Annotated in this window: 15 protein-coding genes; 3 read left to right on the top strand and 12 right to left on the bottom strand. The window is 56.9% G+C overall.

From position 1 onward, the window contains the following. The first annotated feature begins 62 nt into the window (after positions 1-62). The gene (locus N675_RS07045; RefSeq protein ID WP_051914406.1) at positions 63-1649 is read left to right on the top strand and encodes a phytoene desaturase family protein; all 1587 of its coding nucleotides are present in this window, start codon (positions 63-65) and stop codon (positions 1647-1649) included. After that, entirely contained in the window at positions 1600-3045 is a 1446-nt protein-coding gene (locus N675_RS07040) for a cryptochrome/photolyase family protein (RefSeq protein WP_038038715.1), read from the top strand. Before N675_RS07045 ends, N675_RS07040 begins: the two co-directional genes overlap by 50 nt. Here N675_RS07040 and N675_RS07035 read toward each other — a convergent pair. The 10 genes from N675_RS07035 to N675_RS13660 all read right to left on the bottom strand — a co-directional run bounded on the left by N675_RS07035 (position 3042) and on the right by N675_RS13660 (position 14754). After that, positions 3042-3686 (bottom strand): zinc ribbon domain-containing protein, encoded by a 645-nt coding sequence (locus tag N675_RS07035; protein ID WP_051914404.1) that lies wholly within the window; start codon positions 3684-3686, stop codon positions 3042-3044. The two genes, N675_RS07040 and N675_RS07035, sit on opposite strands and share 4 nt — an antisense overlap. A 32-nt stretch (positions 3687-3718) precedes the next feature. After that, the gene (locus N675_RS07030; RefSeq protein ID WP_038038714.1) at positions 3719-4051 is read right to left on the bottom strand and encodes a cyclic-di-AMP receptor; all 333 of its coding nucleotides are present in this window, start codon (positions 4049-4051) and stop codon (positions 3719-3721) included. Then, positions 4048-4698 (bottom strand): dTMP kinase, encoded by a 651-nt coding sequence (gene tmk / locus N675_RS07025; protein WP_038038712.1) that lies wholly within the window; start codon positions 4696-4698, stop codon positions 4048-4050. Before tmk ends, N675_RS07030 begins: the two co-directional genes overlap by 4 nt. Beyond that, positions 4695-6461 carry a R3H domain-containing nucleic acid-binding protein gene (locus N675_RS07020; RefSeq protein WP_422396424.1) on the bottom strand — a complete coding sequence of 589 codons (1767 nt, stop codon included), beginning with the start codon at positions 6459-6461 and terminating at the stop codon, positions 4695-4697. Before N675_RS07020 ends, tmk begins: the two co-directional genes overlap by 4 nt. A 25-nt stretch (positions 6462-6486) precedes the next feature. Then, positions 6487-7548, bottom strand: a complete 1062-nt coding sequence (locus tag N675_RS07015; RefSeq protein ID WP_156100838.1) for a hypothetical protein — start codon at positions 7546-7548, stop codon at positions 6487-6489. Between the two features lie 18 nt (positions 7549-7566). After that, the gene (gene recR / locus N675_RS07010; protein ID WP_038038706.1) at positions 7567-8181 is read right to left on the bottom strand and encodes a recombination mediator RecR; all 615 of its coding nucleotides are present in this window, start codon (positions 8179-8181) and stop codon (positions 7567-7569) included. A gap of 104 nt (positions 8182-8285) precedes the next feature. Further along, positions 8286-10385: an FtsK/SpoIIIE family DNA translocase gene (locus tag N675_RS07005; protein ID WP_231577963.1), complete on the bottom strand. Its 2100-nt coding sequence runs from the start codon at positions 10383-10385 to the stop codon at positions 8286-8288. A 202-nt stretch (positions 10386-10587) separates the two neighbouring features. Beyond that, positions 10588-11223, bottom strand: coding sequence for a uracil-DNA glycosylase family protein (locus N675_RS07000; protein ID WP_081886921.1), 636 nt, complete (start codon positions 11221-11223; stop codon positions 10588-10590). A gap of 60 nt (positions 11224-11283) precedes the next feature. Next, positions 11284-12702 (bottom strand): phosphohexomutase domain-containing protein, encoded by a 1419-nt coding sequence (locus N675_RS06995; protein ID WP_051914401.1) that lies wholly within the window; start codon positions 12700-12702, stop codon positions 11284-11286. 33 nt (positions 12703-12735) lie between these two features. After that, a complete protein-coding gene (locus N675_RS13660) occupies positions 12736-14754 on the bottom strand; it encodes an exonuclease domain-containing protein (RefSeq protein ID WP_051914399.1) in 2019 nt (672 codons plus the stop codon). Positions 14755-14854: 100 nt separating this feature from the next. On the opposite strand from N675_RS13660, the gene ligA reads away from it, so the two are divergent. Then, positions 14855-16948, top strand: coding sequence for an NAD-dependent DNA ligase LigA (gene ligA, locus N675_RS06985; RefSeq protein WP_038038703.1), 2094 nt, complete (start codon positions 14855-14857; stop codon positions 16946-16948). 60 nt (positions 16949-17008) lie between these two features. Here ligA and pyrE read toward each other — a convergent pair whose 3' ends face one another. Together pyrE and carB are read right to left on the bottom strand one after the other, a co-directional pair. Beyond that, the gene (gene pyrE / locus N675_RS06980) at positions 17009-17611 is read right to left on the bottom strand and encodes an orotate phosphoribosyltransferase (RefSeq protein WP_051914398.1); all 603 of its coding nucleotides are present in this window, start codon (positions 17609-17611) and stop codon (positions 17009-17011) included. Continuing rightward, the gene (gene carB / locus N675_RS06975; RefSeq protein ID WP_051914395.1) at positions 17601-20864 is read right to left on the bottom strand and encodes a carbamoyl-phosphate synthase large subunit; all 3264 of its coding nucleotides are present in this window, start codon (positions 20862-20864) and stop codon (positions 17601-17603) included. Before carB ends, pyrE begins: the two co-directional genes overlap by 11 nt. Positions 20865-20867: the final 3 nt, after the last annotated feature.

Raw genomic sequence — 20867 nt, 5'->3', positions numbered from 1 at the left:
GGGAGGAGACGGGAACTTTTGCGGATGATTTAACAATATTTAGTTAAATTCCGGAGGGTATCATGGCCGTTCCCGCACCCGTCGTCGTTATCGGAGCAGGCATCGGCGGTCTTGCCGCTGCAGCCACACTCGCGCACGCAGGTGTACCACCGCTTGTCCTTGACGCCCATGTCTATCCAGGAGGATGCGCTGCAACCTTTCGCCATCGCGGCTACTGGTTTGATGCCGGCGCAACGCTCGCCAGTGGATTTACAGCCGATGGCCCAATGGCATTGCTCAGCCGCGCAACAGGCATCACCGACTGGCCAGTTGTCCGGCACGAGCCTGCACTCGTCGTGCACCTGCCAGATGGAACCACGGTACCCCGCTGGGGCGACGAGCGTCACTGGCAGACCTATTGTGAAGCATTCGGCCCGTCATCACTCCGTTTCTGGAGATGGCAGGAAGCAACAGCACAGCCGCTTTGGGAGCTTGCGGCGCGCTGCATCCCGTGGCCGCCACAGCGCCTGCAGGATTTCCTGCGTCTTGGGGTCGAGGGTTGGCAACTGATCCAGCACGATTGGAAACGCCTCGGCTTACTTCCCGATGCTTTTCGCACTGTTGCACATCATGTGCCATCCGAGAACAGTCGACTGCGTCAATTTGTTGATGCCCAGCTGCTCATTACCGCTCAAGCAACGAGCAACCGCGTGAACGCGCTCTATGGTGCAGCAGCTCTCGATTTCACCAACCGCGGTGTTGTCGTCGTCCGTGGTGGCGTGGGCGCACTTGCCACGACCCTCTGCGACGCTATCATCCGGCAAGGCGGGCGCGTTATGCTTCGCCACGAAGTCACATCCATTACACAACACAGTGATGAGCAGTTCACGCTGATCACCAATCGTGGGCTTGAGGTAACAACACCTTGCATCATTGCCAACCTCTCACCCTGGAGCCTCGCTCGATTGCTTACGACACCACCGGCAACACTCCACCACATTATTCGCCATCCACCAGAGGGCTGGAGCGCGTTTGTGCTCTATCTTGGTATTGACGAGGACGCAGTTCCCAACGATTTTCCTTTGCATCACCAGATCCTGGTTGACGGCACCTTTGGCGAGGGGCACAGTATCTTCCTTTCCCTCAGCCCATCCTGGGATACAGCACGCGCACCAGCTGGGCAACGCGCGTTAACGGCGAGCACGCACACGCGTTGGGAGCCATGGTGGAACTTACGGCAACATGATCCCGCCGGCTATGCCGCACGTAAACAAGCCTATACCGAGCGCATGCTCGACGGTATTGCTCGCGTACTGCCTACCATTCGCGATGCTATTCGGCTCCTTGTTCCGGGAACTCCCGTCAGCTTCGCTCGCTTCACCCGTCGCCTGTTCGGGTGGGTAGGCGGATTTCCGCAGACCCGCCTCGGCCGCGCTGTTCCACGCCGGCTTGCCCCAAACCTTTGGCTTGTTGGTGATAGCACGTTCCCGGGGCAGTCGATCGCCGCAGCAGCACTCGGAGGGCTTGCTGTTGCGCACGCAATTCTTCAGGAACATGGGCAAGCACTCAACATGAACAAGCATGCCGCGACGATGCGCAATCTCCATGAGGAGGAAGCTGATGTCATCGGTGGCACTTTGGTGGATTCGACGCGATCTTCGACTCACTGATAATGCAGCATTGGCAGCAGCGCTGCGCCATGCTCACCAGGTTATTCCGGTTTTCATCCTTGACCCCATTGCTCACCATGGCCACTCTGTCAGTCAACGACGGCTTGCATTTCTCTACGAGGCACTCCGCAGCCTCGATCGTGCCCTAAGAAAGCGCGGGAGCCGCCTTGTTGTTCGGTATGGGAAACCCGACGACCTCATTCCAGCACTTGTCCGTGAGAGTGGTGCAACAGCAGTCTTTGCCGAAGAAGACTACTCGCCCTATGCCCGACAACGTGATGCACGGGTAGCCAAACACGTTCCCTTACACCTTACCCCCGGTGTGGTGATTCATCCGCCAGAAACCGTGCGCACCGCCGATGACAAGCCCTACACCGTTTTCACGCCGTTTGCGCGAGCATGGCGTGCGCTTCCAAGCCCGTCGCGATCAGCGCTCCTTCCTCCCCCAACCCATCTTCCACCTGTTCCCGATGAGATCACAGGTGATCCGATTCCAATCATCGCGGGATTCGATTGGTCGCACTTCCCACCGAGCGAACAAGCAGCACAGGAACGGTTAGAGCATTTCTGCCACGGAGATGAGGCCCCAATCTTTCGCTATCACCATGAACGGAATTGGTTGGACGGCCGAGGGAGTTCACGACTTTCCCCTTATTTTCGCTTCGGCTTACTCTCTGCCCGCTCTGCGTTTGTCACAGCCATGGAAGCACGCGCGAAGGCCAAAACCGAAGAAGCAAAGCAAGGCGTCGATGCCTGGATCAACGAGCTTATCTGGCGAGAATTTTATGTCAACATTCTTGCGCACTTCCCGCATGTCGTAAAACAGAATTTCCGCCAGGTCTATGACAACTTTCCTTGGGAAAATGATTCGACGCTCTTTGCCGCATGGCGTGAAGGTATGACAGGTTACCCGGTCGTTGATGCCGCGATGCGGCAGTTGCGGGAAGAGGGATGGATCTCAAACCGGGCTCGGATGATCGTCGCATCCTTCTTGGTCAAAGATCTCCTTGTGCACTGGCGCTGGGGAGAGCGATGGTTTTGGGAGCAACTCATTGATGGCGATCCAGCAGCGAACAATGGAGGATGGCAATGGACAGCCGGCACAGGAACGGATGCGGCGCCCTTTTTCCGGATTTTTCATCCCGTCAAGCAAGGAGAGCAGTTTGATCCAGGCGGCCGGTATGTTCGTCGTTGGGTGCCAGCTTTAGCCCACGTTCCCGATCGCTTTATCCATCACCCATGGGATATGCCAGTCGATCTTCAGCGCAAAACTGGTTGTCGCATTGGTGATACGTATCCAGCTCCACTCGTTGACCATGAGCAAGCACGTCAACGAGCACTCCGCTTGCTACAACAGCTACACCGGGACAAGCAAAAGAGAGACGAAGAGCGTTAACGCGACGTGGTGGGCCGAATTTCGCTTGTATCCTCGTCGGCGAGCGAAGTAGCCCGGGGAAGCACTCGCCCGTCTCGATCGCCGAGAACTGCGGGCTCCGATTGATACGACTGATCAAGGGTCGGCTCAGATTCCGCACGGCGCAGCTGCCGCGTAAGCCGACTGAGCCCGGGCAACGCCCATCGGCTCTCTTCGGTAGTTACCAGTGCCTCGGCCTCTTGCTCGTGCCCGCAGTACGGACAAATTGCCCACCGCAAATCGATCAGGCGACCGCAGGCCGAGCAACCATGGCGAATTTGATTCCGGCATGTTGGACAGTAAAGGAAGTCTTCGTGCACGACATGCTGGCAATGCGGACATAAGGCGAAGGTACCCAAATCCTGAAGCAGATACTCTTCCTCCAGGGAACGTTGGTAGACATCTTCAAGCGTTTCCTTCGGACGGAGTAACAGATAGAGCAGCACCCCGGGAACCGAAAACAGAACGACCAACAACGTCGCGAAAATCTGGGCGAGCACACTGCGGGTTCGCGCCTGTACATCCTGGAATGTCCAGACGACTAAGGCAAACCAGAGTGCCAAGTAGTAGGCAATACTGACAGCTAACACGAGGTGCACGGCACGAGCGATAAGCGCTTCCATCTTAGCTTGCCCCCGTTCCCCTTTCTGTCTCCTTATGGTAACCGCACGAGCCGCTCAACGGGGAGAACAAAGACATGCGCGCCACCGACCTGCACCTCAACCGGATTCGGGAGAAAGACTTCACCAGCATCGACGATTGGGAGGAGAGGGTTAACGTACTGCACACGCGAATAGCAATTCGCTTTAATGATACGGATCACCTCTGCCACTGCCTCATCATCAACCCCAATCAGCAACGTGACATTTTGCTCTCGCAAAAACCCACCGGCACTATGCACTTGTGTCGCAGCATACCCACGTTCGTGCAATGCCAGCGTGAGGTTTTCGAGGTCGCGAGCTTGAATGACGGTTACCAGGAGCTTCATATCCGCCCTCTCGCGCCCATCTGCTCACGCTTATGGAGAAATGTCTGTACCGTTGCCCATATCTGTTCAGCAACAATCTCCGGCGGCAACGTCCCGTCAAACACACGCCAGCGTGCCGGCTCAGCATGTGCCGCCCTAAGGTACCACGCACGCACACGTTCGTGAAAGGCCAACGTCTCTTGATCAAAGCGCGAGAGTTGCTCCGCATCCTGATACCGTCGAGCGAGACCAACCTCAACCGGCACATCGATCAAGATGGTGAGATCGGGTAGGAGTCCGTCGAACGCAAAGCGCTGCAGCGCCCAAAGCTGATCAAGATCGAGGCCACGCCCTGCCCCCTGGTATGCCAGTGTTGAATCGATATAACGATCGCAGATGACGATGTGGCCATGCTCAAGCGCTGGACGAATGACGTGTGTCACATGCTCCGCTCGTGCAGCCGTAACCAGCAAGGCCTCGGTTTCAGGGCACAGGGGCCAAGGGGCGTGGAGCAGCAATTCACGGATCTGCTCACCAAGCGGCGTCCCCCCAGGCTCATGCGTCGCGATGACGTGATGCGAGGATGAGCGCAAGCGAGCAGCTAACTCGCGGACCTGCGTGGTTTTTCCACTTCCCTCTGGCCCCTCGACAGTAATGAAGAAACTCACGCACTTGACTCCTCGCGGAAGATTTCGACATGGCGGAATGGTTCGCGCCCACGGCTGCGGGAGCCGAGGTTATAGCGTTCTGCCAGCTGATGCTGGAGACGGCGAATCCACGACGCTTGCGGACGCAACGATGCCCGTGATGTCAGGCCACTGAGCACCTGGTGAATTGCATCTTCTGCCTCAGTCAGTGCACTCTCGACCTCATCCGATTCGCTCGCGGCATGGCCATCATCATCGTGCCATGGCTGCTCTTCTGGCATCAGCGCAAATTGTTCTGGAAAGAGCGACCGGAAGAGATTAGCCATCTGGACTGCGGTATTGCTGCGCAACACATAGACAGGCAGCCCACGTTCCTCCGCCTCACGCACCACCTGCGGCCGCTTGCGGTAGTAATTCTTCAGCGTAAAGACAACATCAGCCTCATCAAGCGAACGAACAAGCGTGGCTGGAACCAGGAGCTGACGAATGACTTCGTCCAGGCGATTACGGCTCACGCCAAAGGGATAGACTCGCAGCAGTTTACGCCCTACTTCGCGCGGTCGAACACGCCCACCACTTTCGGGAACGCGTGTGTCATTTGCTTCCGCCAAGCTGCTCGCCCGCGTTCGGCTACTTACTGGCTGCGGGATCACTGTCGTAGTCTGCGACCAGGGTTGGGTTTGTGCCAACCGGCGGGGGCCTGTAGGCAATTGCCGCTCGCCATACCGTTCACCACCGTAGATCTCTTCATAATGTACCGCATAGGTTCCATCAGGCTTTCGCTCACGAATTTCGATCTTGAGCGGCTGGTTACGCAAGATCGCATCAACACTCGCTGCAACGTCACGATGGATGGCAACACGATTGCGGGTTTGGATTTCAACCAGAATATTGAACGTCGGCGGAGCTTTGCGTTCCAAAATTGACTTCTGTGTCCCCCGCCGCCGCGCCTCTTCGTCACTCAAGGTTACCGACTGAATACCGCCGATAAGATCAGAAAGAGTTGGGTTCATCATGATATTTTCAAGGGTATTGCCGTGGGCAGTGCCAATAAGCTGCACGCCGCGCTCGGCAATGGTCCGAGCTGCTGCTGCTTCAAGTTCTGTGCCGATCTCGTCAATAACGATGACTTCTGGCATGTGGTTCTCAACAGCTTCAATCATCACGGCGTGCTGCAATGTTGGGGTCGGCACCTGCATACGGCGCGCACGGCCAATGCCTGGATGCGGGATGTCACCATCGCCAGCGATCTCGTTACTGGTGTCAACGACGATAACCCGCTTGCGTAAGTCATCGGCAAGCACGCGAGCTGTCTCACGCAGCATCGTTGTCTTACCGACACCAGGTCGTCCGAGCAGCAGGATACTTTGGCCGGTTTCGATCAGATCACGGATGATGCCGACCGTTCCATAAACCGCCCGGCCAATACGGCACGTGAGCCCAACGATTTCCCCCGAGCGACTCCGAATAGCCGAGATGCGGTGCAAGGTTCGCTCGATACCCGCGCGATTATCATCGCCAAAACGCCCGATCCGCTTGGCGACGTAGGCGAGATCTTCGCGCGTCACCTCGCGTTCTGCCAGATAGACTTCTTTGTCCTCAAAGCGAGCTTCGGGACGTCGGCCGAGGTCAAGCACAATCTCGATGAGTTTACTGCGCTCTTCAGGCGTGTTGTAGTGTTCAAGCGCCGTGACAATGTCCGGCGGTAGCACTGCGAGTAGGTCTTCCAGATTATCCGTAATGGTTTGCTCGTAGACCGGTAGTGTGGGCAGCATCTGCGTCATGCTGAACGTCTATACCCCTCCGCAACTAACACCAGGTGTAATGTGAACGTGACTTTGAGAACTGCCGCTGCGGCAGGCCACGGAACACTCCTGGCACGAGCTCAGGCAATTCGCGGAGCACCGGGGCCGCCGCGCGGGGCAATCGTACGCGAGCCATGCGCGTAAGGTAACGGGCTACCCAAACCCGCTCGTCCACTGGGGCAAAGCCAAACCTTCGGAAAGCCTCAGGTAATCCAAGCGCGTCTTCTGGGACAAGCGCAAGGACCAGATCGGTTGGGACTGGTCGAGCACCACGCAAGGCTGCCGAGAGCACATCACCGACCGTATCGGCTGCTGATGGATCGGCAAGCACTTCGACGACATGGACATGGGCCCGAGAGCGTACTTGACAATAGGCGATAACCTCATGTTCGTATGGCAAGACCACTCCCCGTACATGCCAGCCAGCACGCCGCCCAGGCTGCCACGATGCACGGGTACGCGCTTCGGCATAGACGACGGGGCGAGGCGTCACCCGTTCATATAGCCGGAGAATTGCCCAGCCATCATGGACAGCTTGAGGACGCACTGCCGAAGACGGCGCTGCAAGCACCAATGCACCGGCCTGTGCTGCAAAAACGGTGATCCGCCGGAAGGGCAGAAAGCCCGCTTGCTCAAAGAGCGACAGAACCGGACTCTCGCGGGGAATGACTGTATGAACACGTTGCACGCCATACCGCCCAGCAACACGTAGAAATTCTTCGATGAGGAGAAGATATGCCTCGCTGTCATCGGTGTAGGGTTGGAGTAACTGGGTAATCATCCAATGCTCGGGACGCGGATCTTGCTGAACGGCAATCCACCCTGTTCCGAGCGCTGGATGCTCGCTACGAAAGAGGAGGCGATTCCGCCGCACCGGCCACACTGAGCCAAGCGTGAGCGCCCAGAGCGAAAGATTGCCGATCCCATGTGGTACTTCAAGCAAGTCAACGTGCTGGCCACGCATCCAGCGGGCAACATCATGCCAGCGCACGGGCCGAATCTGCACCTCGCCCGAGCTGCGACTTCGCCATCGCCAGAATGCGAGTGGACGCCAGAGCCACATCATCGTTCCTCAACCTCGCGACTAGAGCGCCCGGCGCCCGGCTAACGCACGTCCCAGCGTGACTTCATCGGCATATTCAAGGTCGCCACCAGCTGGCAATCCGCTTGCAGGTCGAGTCACCAAGACGCCCAAAGGAATAAGCTGGCGAGCAAGGTACATCGCCGTCGCGTCTCCTTCAATGTTCGGATTCAACGCCAAGATCACCTCTTGAGGCCGTTCTTGCTGTACCCGTGCAATCAGCTCGCGGATTTTTAGCTGGTCAGGACCAATGCCATCCACCGGAGAGATTGCGCCATGAAGCACATGGTACAGCCCGTGATATTCCCCGGTCCGCTCCAAGGCCAGCACATCAAGCGGATCTTCAACCACGCAAATCACTGAACGCTCACGTTGGGGATCTTGACAAATCGCACATGGGTCGACATCAGTAATGTTAAAACAGACAGAGCAGAGCGAGACTCGCTCTTTCACTTCCATAATGGCCTGGGCAAGTGCAAGCGCTTCTTCACGTGAACCGCGCAGGATGTGATAGGCTAGGCGAGAAGCCGTCTTTGGACCGATCCCTGGCAATTTCGCCAGCTCATCAATGAGCCGGGCAACTGGTTCAACAGTGATTTTCGTTGGACGTGTACGCATCGACAAATCCACTCGCCTCGCGTATTCTCCCCAAAGTATACCAAGAACGGGATTCTGCTGTTCGTTCGAGGTTCCCCCAGCTCTCGGCTCGTATGGGTGGTAGCTTACTCCTCGAGGTGTTGAAGGTACACTTGCCGCCCTCGGGGCCCATCACTAGGACCAACCAAGCCCTCGGCCTCAAGCTGTTCCATCAAGCGGGCAGCACGGTTGTAGCCAATACGGAGGCGCCGCTGCAGCATCGAGGTTGATGCTGACCCATGCTGAAGCACAAGTTGTCGAGCTTGATCGAGTAACGGATCTTCCCGGTTGTCATCCTGCGCATCAGCATCGAGGTTAAGCCACAGTGGGTCATAGCGCGGCTCAGGCACCAACGAGCGCCAATGCTCGACAAGATAGTTGAGGTCGCGATCCTCGATGAATGAGCCTTGAATCCGCTGCGGCCGAGCTGCATCTGGAGCTAAGAAGAGCATATCGCCACGCCCAAGCAAGCGCTCAGCGCCCGGCATATCGAGGATCACGCGGCTATCCGTTTGCGACGTGACGGCGAACGCAATACGTGCCGGCACGTTCGCTTTGATCAAGCCTGTCAACACGTCAACCGAGGGGCGCTGCGTTGCAATCAGGAGATGAATGCCAGTCGCCCGAGCCATTTGTGCTAACCGCACCAGCAAGGTTTCGACCTCATCCGGCGTGGTCAACATGAGATCGGCCAACTCATCAATAATGACCACGAAGTACGGCAATGGTTCAAGCGATGGATCCTCCTCGCGCCGCAGCTGATATCCCTCAAGATTGCGCACACCCAACTGCGCGAAAAGCTGGTAACGCCGTTCCATTTCCTGTAAGACGCGGCGCAGAGCGCCGACTACGAGTGCCATATCGGTGACAACTGGACGCTTAAGATGAGGCACCCCCTCAAACCCCGTCAGCTCAACCATTTTGGGGTCGATGAGAAGCATTTGGAGTTCATCAGGCCGCTTTGTTAGAAGGAAGGTAGCAATGATGCTGTTAATACATACCGATTTGCCGGACCCCGTCGCCCCGGCAATCAGCAGATGCGGCATCTTCGTGAGATCAGCAACGACATACTGGCCATGCACATCTCGCCCGAGTGCAAGCGGGAGCTTAGCGGCGGATTCTTGAAATGCCGCCGATTCCATGGTTTCGCGAAGCCCGACGGTATGAATCTTCGCATTCGGCACTTCAATCCCGACGCGTGCCATGCCTGGCACCGGGGCCTCAATACGAATTGACGGCGCTGCAAGGGCAAGCGCAAGGTCATTCTGTAATTCGGTAATTCGCCGCACCTTCACGCCAGGCCCTGGCTCGAGGGTAAAGAGTGTGACGGCTGGCCCTGGGAAAATTTCGCGTACACGCGCATCAACGCGAAAACTTGTCAGCGTTTCCTGAATGATCGCGGCTTTCCGCTGCAACTCGCTGGGATCGGGAACTCCATAGGCATACAGTTGTAAACGGCTGAGATCAGGCAATGGCAACGACGCAACATCATGGGTAGATTCAGCGGAGGACACAGGAGGCTGAGTGCGTGCCGATTTTCGCCCGCGCGATCGGCCAGTCTCCGGCAACGAAATCACTGGCTGAACGTCCGTGAGCGGTGTCTGACGTTCTCCGTCACGGTTTGGCTTGAACTGCTCGGGGCTTGTCTTCGGCGTCTTCACCTGGTTGACCAGTGCCGAGCGGACAAACAAACCATGTAACCATGCGAGAGAAGTCAGCAGCGCGTGGCCGGTGAAAAAGGCAAGGCCGATGGCTCCGAGAACGAGGGCGAGCATCTCTGCTCCAAGTGATCCGCCGAACAGGCGAAGGAGAGCACCAAGAGCGGCACCAAGATATCCACCAGCCGTGCGCGGGTCAGTACTCGGCTGACGATCGAAGATCACCAGGAGTGCCAGCAGATAGAGCGTTAACCCCAACCCGCGGCGCCGTACAGCAGCGCCATGCTGGTTCAACAGCAATTCCCCAGCCAACCACACCCCAAGGCCAGGAACCACCCACGCACCTTGCCCACACAACAAGCGCAAGCCATCAACGACCCAGATGATTGCTCCGCCAACGGCATGTATTCCAAGGAGGCCAGCCCACAGGAGTACCGTCGCAACGAGGAGGAGGAGCGCAACAGCTTCGCGGATCAAGCGGGCTGGAGCATCCAAAGGGAAAAGCAGACGGCGTAACGCTACCCGCATCCATCGTGCTCGATGGATAACCCTCGTAGCAACACTACTCTGAGGATGTGAAGGACGCTTGGGCTGTTTTGCTTTTGCTTGCCGAGCTCGAGCCTTTGCCGCCATGTACGTTCACCTCGTTCGGACACAGTATAGCCGCTCACCAGCAGCTTGGCGAGCGGCTTCGCCGAGAAGCACGGAGAAAATCTGACACCTCTTCGAGCTAGAAAAGGCGCATTTGTTGCGGCGGTGCAGGCGCCGATTCCTCCTGCTGTTGTGCTTTTCGTACCTCTTCCAAAATCTGCGGCAGCTTCATCATGTCTTGTTCAACCGCGGCCTTTAATGCAGGCTGGTGGAGCGCTGCAGCCGGGTGATACATTGGCACAACGACATAGTCTCCAAAACGACGCGGTTGCCCATGGATTTTGGAAATCTTCTCCGTCGGGAACCAGCGAGCCATGGAGTAGCGGCCAAGCGTGACGATCACCTTTGGGCGAATCGCCGCGATTTGCTCTTCAAGGTAGGGCGCACATGCCACAATCTCGTCGGGAAGCGGATCACGATTGCCAGGTGGGCGGCATTTGACAATGTTGGTGATAAAGACGTCTGAGCGTCTGAGCCCGATACGCTCGAGCAACTCGTTCAAGAACTGGCCAGCGGCTCCAACGAACGGGCGGCCCTGCTTATCTTCATTCCAGCCTGGCGCTTCACCAATGAACATCACCTCAGCATGCGGGTTGCCTTCGCCCGGCACCGCATGCGTTCGCGTCCGCGCAAGCTCGCAGCGGGTGCAGACTTTGACACGCGCAGCAACATCAGCCAGCACCGCCTCCGGTGTCGACTCAGCTTTCTCACTCACGTCATCACCTCACTATCTCCGCCAGACGCCTTGCCCCAATGTCCTCTCAACGCTGTCAGATCATTCTCCAATCGTCAAGGCAAGCCAGCGCTGTGCCGCGCGGATTGCATCGTCAGCTTGTCCAGGATCAGGCATTTCAGCATAGATGCGTACAAGAGGTTCTGTACCAGAGAGACGCACGAGCACCCATCCACCATTGCTGAGGAGAAATTTGACGCCATCAAGAAGCGAAACGCCGGTGACCGATACCCCAGCAAGTTGCTGGGGGTGCTCACTGGTTTGCAGTGCTTGCGCGAGGCGGAGACGCTGTTCGTTGGAAACTAAGACATCGTAGCGCTGGTAATACCACGTGCCAACGAGATGCGCCAACTCGCGAAGTAGGTGCGAAAGGGGCAGCTGGCTTTCCCGTAAGAAGTCAAGCAGCACCAGTGCACAAAAGAGGCCATCACGCTCAGGCATGTGAAGGGCGACAGCAAAACCACCACTCTCTTCACCTGCGAGAATCGCATTATGCTCGAGCATGGCATGCGCAAGATACGGAAAGCCATTTGGGGTTTCAATGACCGAAATGCCGTAGTGTTCGGCAAGTCGATCAAGCATTGCCGTGCCATTGACCGACCGGACAATCGGGCCACGTATTCCCCGCACCTCGAGCAGATAGTAGGCAAGCAACGCAAAAACATACTGGGGAGAAACGACATTGCCCTGCTCGTCAACAACGCCGATGCGATCGCCATCGCCATCAAAGGCAACGCCAATCGTTGCCTTGCCGTCGACTACCGCACGCTTGAGCTTCGCAAGGTTTCGCTCGATAGGTTCCGGGGCCACAATACCGGGAAATAGCGGATTATGCGTCGTATTTAGTTCAATGCACGTTGTCAGATCGCCATTGAGTACCCGGGGAAGCAGTCCAGCCGTCGTGCCAAACATAGCATCGGCGATGACAGTAAATCCCGCACTGCGAATAGCATCCAGCGGTAAACGTTGCGCCAACGCTGCACAATAGTCATCAAGTGGGGCAAGATCGACTGCGGTACCGGGCCGATCAATCGCAATCGTTTCAGCGTCCAACAGATGGGCTTCGATCCGACGATAGAGTTCTGGGGGTGCCGAAGCACCAGCACGGCTTTTGACCTTCACGCCGTTATATCGAAACGGATTGTGCGACGCCGTAATCACCAGCGCCCCATCCGCTTCATATGTCCGCACTGCAAAACTCGCCACCGGCGTTGGCAACGGCTCACGACAAGCAAGGACATCAACACCAGTCTCGCGAAGGCTCAGCTCAACCGCCTGTGCAAATAGATCGGAGGCAAAACGGCGGTCATAGGCAACGACGACACGTGGCGCACGTCCGTGAACCAATTCATGGAGCACGATGGCATAGGCGCGTGCGATACGCCGCATCGTGCTTGTCGTACAGTCATCGGCGATAATACCACGCCATCCATCGGTACCAAAACGAATGGTCGACTGCACGCTCTGCCTGCTCCTCTCGGGCACATACCCCTATCATCGAGGTGTTTCATCCTCAAGCTCAGCGGCTGCCAGTTCATCGTCATCATCAAAAGCTGTAGCAGGCTTACCATCGCCAGCGACAACCGCATCGGGTAACGAGCGACCATGCTGGACAAGTGCGAGCCAATCCGGCGAGGCCGGTAACTGGATAATTGCCGGGCTACCAGCATGAGCAGCAATCCAGCGTTCAAGGATCCAAAACGTATCGAGTTCATCTTGGGCAAGCGGCATTGCTTTTGCGGCGCATCCGCGCTCATATGCGCGCTGGAGCCGAGCCGCCACTTCCTCGTCGGTATCATTGAGCGAGCAATGCACAATGGCCCAGAGCCGTCCATGCAGAATAAGGAGAAACGCTCGGCTCCCTGGATCGACTGAACGCGTAATAACCACGGTTGGAGCACGAGCAGCTGCCGCATCAAGCGTCCGCTGAGCACGGACAAGCAACTCGGCTGAACGCAGCAGATCACGCAGTCGGGCGGCTTGCTCAAAATCCTGTCGTGCAACTGCTGCTGCAATCTGCTGATGGAGACGATCAATCACCCCTTGATTTTCACCACGTAAGAAAGCAATGACCTGTTGGATCATCGTATGGTAGTGTTCGCGATCAGCACGCCCAACACACGGGCCAAGGCAACGTCCGAGCGAAAGCGCTAAACATGGCGATCCATAACTTCGAAGCGTTCGAAAGGACCGCGGACAGGTACGGAGGGGAAACACTTTGTGGAGAAGTTCCACTGTTGCCCTCGCTGCCGTGCTACTGTGAAATGGACCAGCGTAGAACGCTCCGTCATCGTCGCGATAGCGAGTGAGATACACTCGGGGCCAAGGATTACCGAGTTCGACTTTGATGTAGGGATAACGCTCGTGATTGCGTTGTTGCGTATTGTAGGGAGGGGTATAGCGACGAATCAGCTGCGACTCGAGCAGTAACGCAAGCAACTCTGAGCCCGTTTCAATCACCTCAATATCCGCGATCGATTCCAGCAGCCCATCCATTTTCCGCGTATACCCCAGGGGTTGCGAATAGTAGGACGAAAGTCGCCGACGCAAATTCCGTGCCTTGCCGACATAGAGCACGCGGCCTTGCGCATCACGCATGATATAGACACCAGGCCGTTCCGGTGCTTGGGCGAGAAACGAGCGATCGAGTACTGCACGCCCGCGCCCTACTGCCTCAATCGCGGTAACGTAGCCGTATCGCCCGTTCTGGTTCACATGCGAAAGGGACGAGGGAAGTATCGACGTCCAAAGCTTCGCACGGAGCGCAAGATAAAGCTCGGCCGTGGCTTCAGCATCGGCAAGTGCGCGATGTCGCGTCTCCCGTGAGAGCCCGAAAGCACGGCACGCATCGTCGAGGCCCCAACGACCGATGGTCGGCTGAAGCTGACGAACGAGGGGCAACACATCGATCGTCGGATTCGCGAGCGGAGGCCAGCCGGCACGACGGAGCTCGAGATTGAGGAACGCGAGGTCAAATCCGACGTTATACCCGACCAGAACAGCATCTCCAAGGAAAGCCAGGAGTTGCCCAGCAATGCGGCTAAAGATTGGCGCTTCCAAAAGATCAAGGTCGCGAATACCTGTCAATTTTGTAATGTATTGGGGTACGTGCCGTTCGGGATTAATAAGCAGAGAGAAGCGCTCAACTGGCCTTCCATCGTGATAGCGCACCGCTCCAATCTCAATAATTCGCTGCCGTGCTGGGCGTAACCCGGTGGTTTCCACATCAATCGCGATGAAGTCGACAGGGAAATCCAGCTGTTCCTGGATTGGGGAATAACGGAGTGTCCAACGTCCATCCGCTTGCATCACAAGCCGTTCATCACCGCCAAGCACCTGGCGCAGCAGCGGCTGCCAGATCCTCAGGCTGCCAACACTTCCGAAGACATGCGCAATCAAGTCATGTTCACTGACGCAACCGCCCTTGCGCAGCACAAACTCGTAGGCTCGCTGGCGAAGGCGCTCATAGGCGCTTTCTCCCATTTGCGCTCGCTCAACGTCAGCCTCAGTCATACCCTGCTCCAGGTGTACGGACACCCCATCTGTCACCTATACTTGCGGCAGCACAAGGACGTTCAGCGCGCAGGCATGAGGAAGTGAGGAGTCGACTGCGATGCCTGTCCCGCCAGAAATCGTTGCACGAGTCGAAGAGTTGCGAAAACTCATCCATCGATACAACTATGAGTACTACGTCCTCGACCAGCCAAGTGTGAGTGATGCTGAATACGACGCCTTGATGCAAGAATTGCGCCAGCTTGAGGCGCAGTATCCAGAACTCATTACGCCCGATTCACCCACCCAACGCGTCGGCGCTCCTCCTGCCACTGGATTTCAACCTGTTCGTCATGCACTTCCTATGCTCAGCCTCAGCAATGTCTTCACCGAGGCAGAACTGCGTAACTGGGCGGAACGTGTCATGCGCCTCTTGAAAGCCTCCAACCTCGACTTCGTAACAGAACCAAAAGTCGATGGCCTTGCAGTCTCCATCATCTACGAGAACGGAGTCTACACCCGCGGGGCAACGCGCGGGGATGGGTTTGAAGGCGAAGATGTTACGGCGAATATCCGAACAATAAAAAGTGTCCCCTTACGTCTCTATCCTCCGCCGGGTGTGATGCTACCACGCGTGCTCGAAGTGCGTGGCGAAGTCTACATGAACGTTGCTGACTTTGAACGCCTCAATGAGGAAATTGCAAAGCAGAACGAGCAACGCGCCGCAGCAGGCCAGCGCCCGCTGCCTCTTTTCGCAAATCCGCGCAACGCCGCTGCTGGATCGCTGCGCCAGCTCGATTCGCGCATTACCGCAAGTCGCCCGCTGCGCTTCGCTGCCTGGGACATCGGGGTGTGGGAAGGAACAGAACCACCTCGCTACCATCATGAGGCTCTTGACTTCTTACGCCAACTTGGTATCCCTGTCGTCCCCGACTATACGGTTCACCATTCGGTTGATGAAGTTTGGCAGGCCTGCATGCGCTGGCAAGAGCGGCGCGCAAGCCTCCCGTTTGAAGCTGATGGGGTCGTCATTAAGGTCGATGACCGCACAGTGTATGACCAGCTTGGGGTCGTAGGACGCGAACCACGTTGGGCAACAGCCTATAAGTTCCCGGCAATTGAGAAGACGACGGTTATCCGTGGTGTGGAGTGGAGTGTTGGGCGCACGGGTAAGCTTACGCCTGTTGCTCTTCTCGAGCCCGTTGAGATTGGCGGAGCAGTTATTGAGCGCGCCACGCTCCACAACGAAGATGAAATTGCTCGGCTTGGCGTGATGATTGGAGATGCCGTTGTTGTCCAACGACGCGGCGACGTGATCCCTAAAATTACTGCCGTTATCCTTGCACGACGCGATGGAGATGAACAACCAATTACCCCACCAGAACACTGCCCTGTTTGCGGTGCACAGGCAGTTCGGCTCGAAGGCGAAGCTGATCGCTATTGCGTGAACCCCAATTGCCCGGCTCGCTTAAAGGCCTCCATCCAACACTTCGCCTCGCGCAATGCCATGGACATCGAAGGACTTGGCGAAAAGGTTGCGGAACTTTTCGTCGACCTTGGATTGATCCAGAGCCTGCCAGATATCTATTATTTGGATTGGAATCGCATTCGGCAGCTCGAGGGGTTTGGAGCCAAACGCGTTGAAAACCTTCAACGGGCCATTGAGCGGAGCAAAGAACGCCCGCTAGCACGCTTCCTCTACGCGCTCGGTATTCGGCATGTTGGCGAGCGCAATGCACGGATCCTCGCCGAACAGTTCGTCAGCATCGACCGAATTGAGCGCGCAACACTCGAAGAACTCCTCACGCTGCCTGGCTTCGGACCAACGGTTGCCCAAGCGATTGTGACGTTCTTCCAGGAGCCACGGAACCGCGAAATGATCGAACGGTTCCGTGCTGCTGGCGTTCGAATGAGCGAAGAACGAGGCGAAGAGACACGCACGCGTCAAGGTCCACTTGTCGGCAAGACGGTCGTGCTTACCGGCCGGCTACAATCAATGACACGCAGCCAAGCCGAAGAAGCGTTACGGCTTGCTGGTGCCACCGTTACGAGTTCGGTATCACGCAACACTGACTACGTCTTTGCTGGCGAGGATCCCGGCAGCAAATATCAGCGGGCGCAACAACTTGGTGTACCAATTCTTGACGAGGAAGCATTGCTTCAACTGCTGCGTGAATCTGGTATTGATATTCCACAAGAAACAGCTATTTCATAAACTCGACGAGCACGCGCGAGTCGTCAGAGACGACAGCGCGTGCTCGTCAGAGAGCATCGATCACGCTTGCACGGACAACGACGTCCCAGGCTTGACCAGCGGCACGCCTTGACGGCAGAGCGGACACGCTGCAGCTTCCCAACTTGGAATTTCAAGTCGCTCGAGCGCAAGGAATGGAACAGGAAACACCACCGGTGTCGTACTGCGATCGACCAAGACAGCAATGCCAAGTACCTCGACGCCATACGGCTCGAGCGCTGCAAGTGTCTCCCGTACCGATCCGCCGGTGGTCAGGATGTCATCAACCACCATCACTCTCGTGCCAGGATCAAAGGTTGTACCCCGGCGGAAGACGCGACGTGCTGCCCCTTCGCTTTCACGTTCAGCATAAGCAGCAGCAACGCCAAGCTGGCGGGCAACCTCATATGCAAGCAGGATCCCGCCTGTCGTCGGGCCAACGACAACATCGATCTGATCACGCCAGGGTAGGCGCGCAATCAATGCCGCGCAGACAGCTTCAACTAGCCGTGGCTGGCGAAGCAGCGCGAACTTCTCCACATACTGGTCGCTATGCCGGCCAGAAGCCAAGAGAAAATGTCCCTCCTGGAGAGCACCCACCTCTCGCAGGCATGCACGGAGCGAAAACAGTGGATTATTCACCATAAACAGGCTCCTCCTCGGCCGCCGCAACACCCGCGGTGATCCGCTGGCGATACTCCGGCAACGGTAGGACAGAGAATGCAGCGCCGCCCGCAAGTGTCGCTTGAATGAGCGCCCGGGCAGTGTCGATTGACGTGATACAGGGAATGCCACGCTCAACAGCCGCGCGACGAATCTGGAACCCGTCACGAACCATGTGGTCGTCTGGCCCAGGCGTATTGATAACAGCCCGCACTGTGCCATCAAGAATAATGTCAAGCACGTTCGGCGAACCCTCGTTAATACGCTTCGCGACCTGCGCAACCGGTAAGCCCGCCTGCTGTAAGGCCGCCGCCGTTCCAGCAGTGGCGTAAATTGGATGGCCCATGCGAACAAGCTCAGCGACGAGCTCAACGCCAACAGGCTTATCACGATCAGCGAGACTAACAAGCACTCCACAATGAGGCTGGAGCGATAATCCTGCCGCAAGCATTGCCTTGTAGAGGGCAGCGGCGAATGTGCGATCAACGCCCATCGCTTCACCGGTTGACTTCATCTCTGGGCCAAGTGAAACCTCAGCACCTGGCAACTTGGCCATTGAGAACACTGGTGCCTTCACAGCGACAAGTGGTTGTCGAGGCCATAAGCCGCCAACGTATCCCTGATCCCGTAACGATTCGCCGAGCATGATTCGCGTAGCAACCTCAACCATTGGCACACCAGTTACTTTGCTGAGGAAAGGCACCGTTCGACTCGCCCGAGGATTGACTTCGAGGACATAGACCTGACCCTGATGATAGACAAATTGAATATTGATCAATCCGATGGCACCAAGCGCTAGCGCAATCCGCGTGGTGTAGGTCACAAGCGTATTGACTGTCTGCGGGTCAAGGCTCAGTGCTGGATAAACCGCAAAGCTGTCGCCAGAATGGACTCCCGCTCGCTCAATGTGCTCCATGATCCCTGGGATGAGGACAGTTTCACCGTCACAAATCGCATCAACCTCGAGCTCTTTCCCTTCAAGATATTTGTCGATCAAGACTGGGCGGCCACTGGCAAACGCAGCAGTCTCGTGGAGGTATCGTTCGAGCATTTCAGCGCTATAGACAACTTCCATTGCCCGGCCACCAAGGACATAGGATGGCCGTACCAGTACCGGGTAGCCAATTCGCTCGGCGACCGCTAAGGCTTCTTCAAGTGAGGTCACGCCCGCGCCGGGAGGTTCAGGGATACCAAGCTCAGCTAAGAAACGTTCGAAGCGCCGTCGATCCTCCGCAATGTCAATCGTTTCTGCTGAGCTGCCGAGAATCGGCACGCCGTGAGCATCCAGGGGTTGCGCGAGGTTAATGGCAGTTTGTCCACCGAACTGGAGAACAACGGGAGGATAGGTTGCATTTACTCCTCGTTCATGCCGGAGGACTTCGATCACACTCTCTTCGTCAAGCACCTCGATATAGAGCCGATCGGAGGCGTCGAAGTCTGTCGAAACGGTTTCGGGATTATTGTTGATCATAATGGCAGCCACACCACGCTGATGGAGTGCCTGCGCGGATTTGACGCTGCAATAATCGAATTCAATGCCCTGCCCAATACGAATGGGCCCTGAGCCGATGACGACCGCCTTTGGTCCCTCGAGCGGCGGCGCTTCATCTTCCATCTCATAGGTGCTGTAATAATATGGCGTAGCCGCCGCAAACTCCGCCGCACAAGTGTCAACCATTTTATATACCGGGTGAAGGTCGTACTGATCGCGGAGTGTTCGTACTTCGGTTATCGAGCAGCCATTCAATGCGGCAATGGTTTGATCAGCAAAGCCAGCACGCTTGGCCTCCCAGAGGAGCGTTTCCGTGAGCGGCTCCTGGGCTAGTCGACGCTCAAGCGTCACAATGCGACGGAGTGCCCGAGTGAACCACGGATCAATGCCACTGAGCTCGCTAATCTGCTCAGGCTCCCAGCCGCGACGGAGTGCTGCCGTGATTGCCCAAAGTCGCAAGTCATTCGGCCACCGAATCGCTTCTTCCAGCGCGGTTGGATCAGCCCAAGCCGGATGCTCCCACCGCAAATCGCGCTGTTCCGTCTCGAGGCCGCGCACAGCCTTCTGGAGCGCCGCCTCAAAGGAGCGATCAATCGCCATAACCTCCCCAGTCGCCTTCATTTGGCTACTCAGGGTGCGGTCAGCTCGGCTGAACTTATCGAATGGCCAACGCGGAATCTTCACCACGCAATAGTCGAGCGCTGGCTCGAACGAGGCCTTGGTTTGTCCGGTTACAGGGTTAACCAGCTCGTCGAGTGTCCGCCCAAGGGCAATCTTGGCTGACATTCGGGCGATGGGATAGCCTGTTGCCTTTGAAGCGAGCGCAGAGCTCCGGCTAACACGCGGATTGACTTCGATCACGTAGTACTGTGACGACTTTGGATCAAGGGCAAATTGAATGTTGCAGCCCCCCTCAATCCCGAGCCCGCGAATGATCTTGAGCGCGGCCGAACGCAACATCTGGTAATCGCGGTCACTCAACGTCTGGCTTGGCGCAACGACGATACTGTCGCCGGTGTGGACTCCCATGGGGTCAATGTTTTCCATGTTGCAGACAGTGATGCAGGTGTCGTTGCTATCACGCATCACCTCATACTCGAGCTCTTTCCATCCAAGCAGGGAGCGTTCGACCAATACTTGTCCGATGGGACTGGCATTGATCCCACGCCGTACCAGACGTACCAGATCATCCTCGGTCATGGCAATACCGCCACCCGTGCCACCAAGCGTGTAAGCCGGGCGAATAATGAGTGGCAGCGGCACTTTTTTCGCGAATTCCAACGCGTCTTCAACAGAATAGGCAATGGTGCTCTCAACGACAGGCTCACCAATACTGATCAGGAATTCTTTGAAGAGCTGTCGATCCTCAGCTTTCCGAATCGCTTCGAGCGGCGTGCCGAGGAGTCGCACGTTATAGCGTTCAAGAATGCCGGCTTCCGCGAGCTGCACGGCAAGATTCAAGCCTGTCTGCCCACCCAGTGTTGGCAAAAGCCCGTCCGGGCGTTCACGGGCAATGATGCGATGCAGCACGTCGACGTTGAGCGGCTCAATATAGACGACGTCAGCAATATCTTCATCGGTCATAATCGTGGCTGGGTTGGAATTCACCAAGATTGAGCGCACGCCTTCCTCACGCAGCGCTCGCAAGGCCTGGCTTCCTGAGTAGTCAAATTCCGCCGCCTGACCAATGATGATCGGACCAGAGCCGATCACTAACACCGTCTTCACATCAAGGCGTGCCATTGG

Origin of the sequence: Thermorudis peleae (assembly GCF_000744775.1) — a bacterium.
Classification (GTDB): Bacteria; Chloroflexota; Chloroflexia; order Thermomicrobiales; family Thermomicrobiaceae; genus Thermorudis; species Thermorudis peleae.
The sequence above is the reverse complement of the archived record's forward strand: the minus strand, read 5'-3'. Positions and strand labels throughout refer to the sequence as shown.